Annotated in this window: 5 protein-coding genes; 1 reads left to right on the top strand and 4 read right to left on the bottom strand. The window is 67.2% G+C overall.

The window, feature by feature from the left end; genetic code table 11:
• Nucleotides 1–118: 118 nt before the first annotated feature.
• From GSQ79_RS06250 to GSQ79_RS06235, 4 genes are all read right to left on the bottom strand, one after another.
• Entirely contained in the window at nt 119–532 is a 414-nt protein-coding gene (locus GSQ79_RS06250) for a nitrilase-related carbon-nitrogen hydrolase (protein WP_158807867.1), read from the bottom strand.
• A 331-nt stretch (nt 533–863) separates the two neighbouring features.
• On the bottom strand, nt 864–1,247 hold the full coding sequence (locus GSQ79_RS06245; protein ID WP_158807866.1) for a VOC family protein: 384 nt from the start codon (nt 1,245–1,247) through the stop codon (nt 864–866).
• A 159-nt stretch (nt 1,248–1,406) separates the two neighbouring features.
• Nucleotides 1,407–2,642, bottom strand: coding sequence for an SDR family oxidoreductase (locus tag GSQ79_RS06240; RefSeq protein WP_210253016.1), 1,236 nt, complete (start codon nt 2,640–2,642; stop codon nt 1,407–1,409).
• A 175-nt stretch (nt 2,643–2,817) separates the two neighbouring features.
• On the bottom strand, nt 2,818–4,293 hold the full coding sequence (locus tag GSQ79_RS06235; RefSeq protein WP_158807865.1) for an MFS transporter: 1,476 nt from the start codon (nt 4,291–4,293) through the stop codon (nt 2,818–2,820).
• Nucleotides 4,294–4,970: 677 nt separating this feature from the next.
• On the opposite strand from GSQ79_RS06235, the gene GSQ79_RS06230 reads away from it, so the two are divergent.
• Nucleotides 4,971–6,674, top strand: coding sequence for an NAD-dependent malic enzyme (locus tag GSQ79_RS06230; RefSeq protein WP_158807864.1), 1,704 nt, complete (start codon nt 4,971–4,973; stop codon nt 6,672–6,674).
• The last annotated feature ends 24 nt before the right edge of the window (nt 6,675–6,698 follow it).

The raw sequence follows: 6,698 nt of genomic DNA, 5'->3' as shown, positions 1-6,698 counted from the left end.
CTCCCGAATCAGAAACCTTCACGCTTGCCGAAAACTGCACGCAGATTGAGTCAGAGCCCAACGCGTACCCCGGGAGCACGGCGTTGTGCTCCCAGCAGCAGAGCCCGCTGATCCGGGCTTAATCCCGCTGATAGACCTGCAGGCCGCTCGCGTCGCCGTCCGCCCAGACCGCCCTTTCCTGCAGGGTGGGCTTGATCTTCCTATGACGCCCCAGGATCGTGCCTTCCCGGCCGATGAAGAGCAGCGTGCAGTAGACGGATCCCGACGTGGTCCGTTCGCGTTCGGCGACGCCGATCACGACGTCCACTCCCGCCTTATGGGCCGCCGCGCAAAGGACATTCGTCTCCGGTCCGGGAATCGTGATCGTCGACGACACATATCGCGCGGCGGCCTGCCACCAGAGTTCGCCGGGCGCCGCCGTCACGAAGAATGGATAACCGGGCAGCCACGTCTCGGAGAAACCGACGACGGCCGCGCCGGTCTGGGCCGCGCGCTCGATCTCTTGTGGTGGCTTCGAGCCAGGCCGACGCACAAGGCGCCGGCGTCTCTGGGGCGGGCCCGACGGCGGGGAGTGGCATCACCGGCACAGGTCTCGGCGACGTAACGACCTCGAGTACGCCGCAGCCGGCTGGCGCAGCGACGTCGCCCGGCAACGGCCAGACTCCTGTGGGAAACGCACAGTCCGGGAAACCGCCTGCCACCGGGGCAACCACGCGCGATGACAAGTAGTCTCCTCGCCGGTCGTCCGGTGCCGTCTGCGGTGTGCCGTCGGGCTAGCGCCTCTGGTGGCTTTTCGGCCAAGGGCGATAGGGCCTCGGGCATGCGCCGGGCCGTTAGGGCCGGTCTCGCCAGAGTACGTTTGCCTACGCGATAATCTCGATCGGAACGCCTTCGAGGTCGCGTACGACCGCTTCGTAGTAGCCGTCGCCCGTTAGGCGCGGTGCCGACACCAGGAGGCCGGCTCGGGAAAAGCGCTCGGCCGCGTCGTCCACGGCTTCACGGGACCCCATCGAGATGGCGAGATGCGCCCACCCCTGGACCTCCGTCCCCGCGGCATCGCCGACCCAGGGTCCCGTCATGAGCTCTATCTCGCCGCCGCCCATCGGCAGCTTGACGAAGCGCGACGCGAACCCCGGACGGTTGCGGCTCTCGTACAGGGGCCCGACCTCCGCGGCGAACCACTTGCTCCAGAAGGCGGCAGCGGCTTCGAGGTCGCGCGTCCAGAGGGCGACGTGGGCGATCTTCATCTTGGGGTCCTTGATTACTGCGCGGCGGGTTTGGAGAGGAGCGGCACCGGTAGACGCCCCTACCCCCGCGCTTGGCGGCGTAGAACGCCTGATCGGTTAGAGACAGCAAGGCCGATGCGACGTCGGTCCCTTAGCCTCTGTTGACAGCCGTGGTTCCTTTTAGGGGATGAACGATGCCTCGCGCAGCCGTCCCAGATGGCCGATGATGCTGGCGTGCGTGTCCACGGAATCCTGGAAGCCGGCCTGGCGTATCTTAACGGTCGACTGGACGAGGTCGTAATCGATGTTCCAGACCGCCTCCACGAATCCCCACGAGACGAAGGCCTCCCAGGTCGTGGATCTGAGCTTGTGGCGTTTCCCGATGTCCTTCCACAGCTTGCCGTAGCCTGCCATCTGCGTGGCCAGCGGGATGGGCTTGGGAACGTCGGCCTCGACGTCGAAGAACTTCGCAAGCTCGGGCCACAGGTGGGCCCAGCGGAAGTAATCGCCGTTCGTCACGTTGAAGGCCTCGTTGTGCGCCGCGTCCGAACGCGTTGCCCAGACGACGGAGCGTCCGAGCATATCGGAGTCGGTGAGCTGGTGGAGCACCCTCGACCAGGTGTCCGGATGCCCGGGAAACCGCAGCGGGAGACCCAGCTCGGCGCTGATCGTGCCGTAGGCCGCCATCCCATGGAGGAGGTTCATCGGAGAGCCGACGCTGTGGCCGATGATCCCGTCGGGGCGCAGTTCGGTCCAGCCGACCCCGTGCCTGTCCGCCCACTCGCGGAGGGCGTCGACCTGGTCGTAGTAGAAGAGGGGGCCGATGACCCGCGGATCGCTTTCCTTCGCGGGCGTCTTGTAGGGGCCAAGATGCGGACCGTAGGCCTTCGCGCCGGTCACCAGGACGACGCTTCCTATCGACGTCTTGGCCGCGTCGAGCGCGTCGAGCAGGTTCCTGAGCATCGCCAGGTTGATCCTGGTCGCCTCGTTGGCGTCGGCGTGCTCGGCGTAGGCCGCGAAGGCGACATCCACCGGGCCGTCCAGCTGCGCCACCGCCTCTCGGATGGCGGCGCCGTCGAGCAGGTCGGCTGCGATGTGTCCGCTATCGAGCCCTCCCGACTCGCCGGGCGCCGAACGGCGGCTAACCGTGACGGGCCGGACGCCGGCGTCCGCCTTCGCGGCCCGGAGGATTCCGCCGCCGGCGACTCCGTGGCCGCCGACGATCAGGAGAGTGCGCGTTTCGGTCATGTCCGTTTCCAGTTCGTTCGGGGCGCGATCGGCAGGCGCACGGATGCCGCCTGTTGCTGGAGCGATCGGCGACGACTCCACGCGCGGACCAATCAGGGACCTGTCCGAAAGACGCGTCGGACGCGGGCCGCTGCCTTTGCTCGCGGCCTTTGCGAGGTCGCTCGGCAACGGAGAGATACCGGTCCGGCTGGCTGAGGTCAATTATTCATAGTGAATGCTATCAAAACGCTCGGAGTCGTGCGGAAGCGTCCGTTGTGCCGGTGGCGCCTGCTGTTAGGCGCACGCCCCCGGCCGCTGAAGATATGCTTCATAGTCGTGTCGGATGCACCCGTAGCCCGGGGGCTCAACGCAGCAGCGCTGCCATCGCGGCGGCCCCTGCCGCCGCCGCTCCGATTGCGGCGGCGTAGTGCACGCCGACGACGAACGCCCCTGGCGAAGCCTGCATCGCGAAGACCGATCCGAGGAGCGCCGTCGCCAACGATCCTCCGATCCGAGCCACGGCGCTATTGAACCCTGAAGCCGTGCCGACGTGGCCTTCGTCGACGGAATCCATGACCGCGGTCGTCAGGGGCGCGACGCAGATCCCCATTCCGATCGCGACGATCAGCGTCGCCGGGAACACCTGCGTCCAATACGGGATCGGTCCAGCCGCGAGGTTCACGTAGAACGCGGTGCCTATGGCCACGAGGGCGGACCCGAGGCAGAGAGGCAGCCGGCTGCCATGCCGGGCTGCTACCGGTCCCATGTACCGCGAGCCTACGGCGATAACGACCGGCAGCGGCATCATTGCCGCGCCGGCCTGGGCCGCGGAATAGCCGCCGACATGGATCAGCGTGAACGGCAGCAGGACGACTAGGCCGCCGAGGCTCGCGTACAGCAGGAGGGTGACGAGCGTCAGTCCGACGAACGGGCGCGAGGCGAAGATCGAGAGTGGGAGGAGCGCCGCATCGCCGAGGCGTTTCTCCAGCACCACGAAGCCGGCGAGGGTCGCCGCACCCGCAGCCGCGACCGTCAAAGTCGCTCGGCTCATCCCGTCGCTGGAAGCCGCCGACAGGGCCCAGGTGAGGAGGGCGAGGGAGGCGGCCGTAAGCGCCGCGCCCGACCAGTCGGGCCGGATCCTCTTCTCTCCACCGTCGTGTGCGACGTAACGCCAGGCGAGGTAGGCGGCCAGCGCCGCGACGGGTACGTTGATCAGGAAGACGGTCCGCCAACCCGCCGCATCGACGATCAATCCTCCCAGGAGGGGCGCGGCCGCGCCGGTGAGCGCACCGAAGCCGGCCCATGTCCCGATCGCACGTCCCCGCTCCTCGCCGCCGAACTCGGCGCCGATAATCGCAAGGCTGTTTGGCATCAGGACCGCAGCGCCGACACCCTGCAGCGCGCGGGCTGCGATCAGCCAACCGATCGTGGGCGCAGCCGCACATGCGAGGGACGCGAGGGTGAAGACAGCTAAGCCGACGAGGAAAAGGCGTCGGCGTCCGAACCGGTCACCGGCGGCGCCCCCGACGAGCGTCATGGCGCCGAGCGGAAGCAGATAGGCGTTGATGGTCCAGGGAAGTGACGCTGCGTTGGCCTGGAGGTCGCTAGCGATGGCCGGCAGCGCCACGTTCACTACGGACGAGTCGATGAAAGCCGTGCTGGAACCCAGGATGGCCGCGGCGATGACCGCGCGCGGATGGGCGATGGGTCCTGTCGACGTTTCGATGATCTTGACCTTGTAAGTGGTGCGAGCGCCGCTCGCCTGGAAGGAAAACGGACATTCGCCTGCGCAGCGCTTCCTGTGCAAGCCGACGTGACGGAATTGGCCGGCCCCGAACATGAAGGAGCCCAGCTTCGGCCTTCACGCGGATATGTTTGTAGCCGCACTTCAGGCTCTTCGGTCGCGCCGGCCTTCGGTCATGGCGGTGAAGGCCATAGCGGTGGCTTCGGCGGTGGCTTCGGCGGCGGATAGGGCTATGGGTACGGCGCCGCGAGCTTCGACGACGGCTTCTACGGTCAGGACTACTGCGCGGGCAACTACGATTACGACGCGGGCCGATACGGATACGGGTATGGTCCTGGCTACGGCAATGGACAGACCGGCTAAGCTCCGGGGGTGCAATACAGCGAGGCGCCCGACGACGTGCGGGCTCGCGCCGGACGCAGCGCCGCGATGGGGGCGGCACCTGTCCAACGCCCGTGAAGGCCTGCACCCTCTACAATCAATCCAACGTGGGCGGCGGCTGCTCCTGTAAGGTGTCCGGTGGCAGGTCGCACGGTCGCGTCACGCCCTAGCGTCCCGCCGGCGTCCCGAGTACGACGTGGTGCTCGAGGCCAACGACGCCATTGCGACGACAGGATCCGGATTGGGGCGCGATCGTCCTAATCCGCGCCCAATGGCGGTATGATGTCCCGGCCAAACGAAATACGCTGCAGCGGTTCTTCCGCGCGGCCATCGAGGCGTGCGGTCCACTGCTTAAGGCGGGACGGCGGCCTCGTCCTACCAAGGATACAACGATGAGTTCGAATCCTGGCGCGAGCCTCTCCACCGCCTTGAGCGGCTACCAGCTGCTCACCGATCCGGCGCTCAACAAGGGGACCGCTTTCACGGAAGCCGAACGTGACGTGTTCGACCTCCACGGTCTACTGCCGCCCACCATCGGGACGCTCAACGAGCAGGTCGCGCGTCGTCTTCAGGCGCTGCGTGGCTTCGAGACCGACATCGAGCGCTACGCATTCCTTCGCGACCTCCAGGATACCAACGCGACGCTCTTCTTCGCATTGCTCGTCCAGAACATCGAGGAGCTGCTCCCGATCGTCTATACGCCGACGGTCGGCGCCGGGTGCCAGCAGTTCAGCCGCCTGTTCCGCAAGCCGCGTGGCCTTTTCCTTAGCTTCTCCCACAGGGACCGCATCGAGAGGATCCTGGCCCATCCGCGCTTCGACGACGTCGCCGTGATCGTCGTCACGGACGGCGAACGCATCCTCGGTCTCGGCGATCAGGGTGCCGGAGGCATGGGGATCCCGATCGGCAAGCTCGCGCTCTATACCGGATGCGGCGGGATCCACCCCTCGACGACGCTGCCGATCGTGCTCGACGTCGGCACCGACAACCCCGACTGCTTGGCCGATCCTCTCTACGTCGGTTGGCGCCACGAGCGTGTGCGGGGGAAGGAGTACGACGACTTCGTCGAAGCGTTCGTCGCGGCGGTCGTCAAGCGATGGCCTCACGTCCTCCTGCAGTGGGAGGATTTCGCGAAGAACAACGCGACGCGCTTCCTCGATCGGTACCGCGACCGCCTCTGCACCTTCAACGACGACGTCCAGGGAACGGCGGCGGTCGCGACGGGCACGCTGCTGGCGGCGATCACCGTCACCGGCGCGCCGCTCACCGAGCAGCGCATCGCCGTCATGGGCGCCGGTTCGGCCGGGTGCGGCATCGCCGGCCTGATCCTCCAGGCGATGGTCGAAGCCGGACTCGCTCGCGACGAGGCGGTCAAGCGCTTCTTCCTGGTCGATCGCGACGGCCTCCTCGTCGAGGGGATGAACGACATCGCCTCCTTCCAGCAGCCGTTCCTCCAGTCTGAGAGCGCCACCGAAGGTTGGACGTTGGACCATCCCGACAAGGTCGCGTTGCTCGACGTCGTCAGGAACGCCAGGCCGACCGTACTGATCGGCGTCTCCGGGCAGCCGGGCGCCTTCTCCGAACCGATCGTCCGGGCCATGGCCGAGATCAACGAGCGGCCGATCATCTTCCCGCTGTCGAATCCGACGTCCCGCGCCGAGGCGACGCCGCAGGATATCGAAGCATGGACCGGCGGTAAGGCGGTCATCGGGACCGGCAGCCCGTTCCCGCCGCTGACCCGCGACGGGGTCAAGTTCAAGGTCGACCAGACCAACAACTCCTACATCTTCCCGGGCGTCGGCCTCGGCGTGATCGCCGTCGGCGCCAGGCGCGTCAGCGACGAGATGTTCATGGCTGCGGCCAAGGCCCTGGCCGCGGCGTCCCCCGCCCGCGACAACCCGAGGAACACGCTGCTTCCGCCCGTCACCGCCTTGCGGGAGGTCTCAGCCGCAGTGGCGCTTGCCGTCGCGCTCCAGGCCCATAAGGAAGGTCTCACGGAAGGTATAGCCACCGACGAGATCGAAGGGCTCATCCGCGCAAAGGTCTGGCAGCCGGCTTACGTGGCCTATCAGCGCCTCGACGGAACCGGTTCGTAGTCCGACGCGCAAGGTGGAATGTTC

Source organism: Beijerinckia sp. L45, from assembly GCF_009765775.1.
GTDB lineage: Bacteria > Pseudomonadota > Alphaproteobacteria > Rhizobiales > Beijerinckiaceae > RH-AL1.
This window is presented reverse-complemented; position numbering and strand designations above follow the sequence as displayed.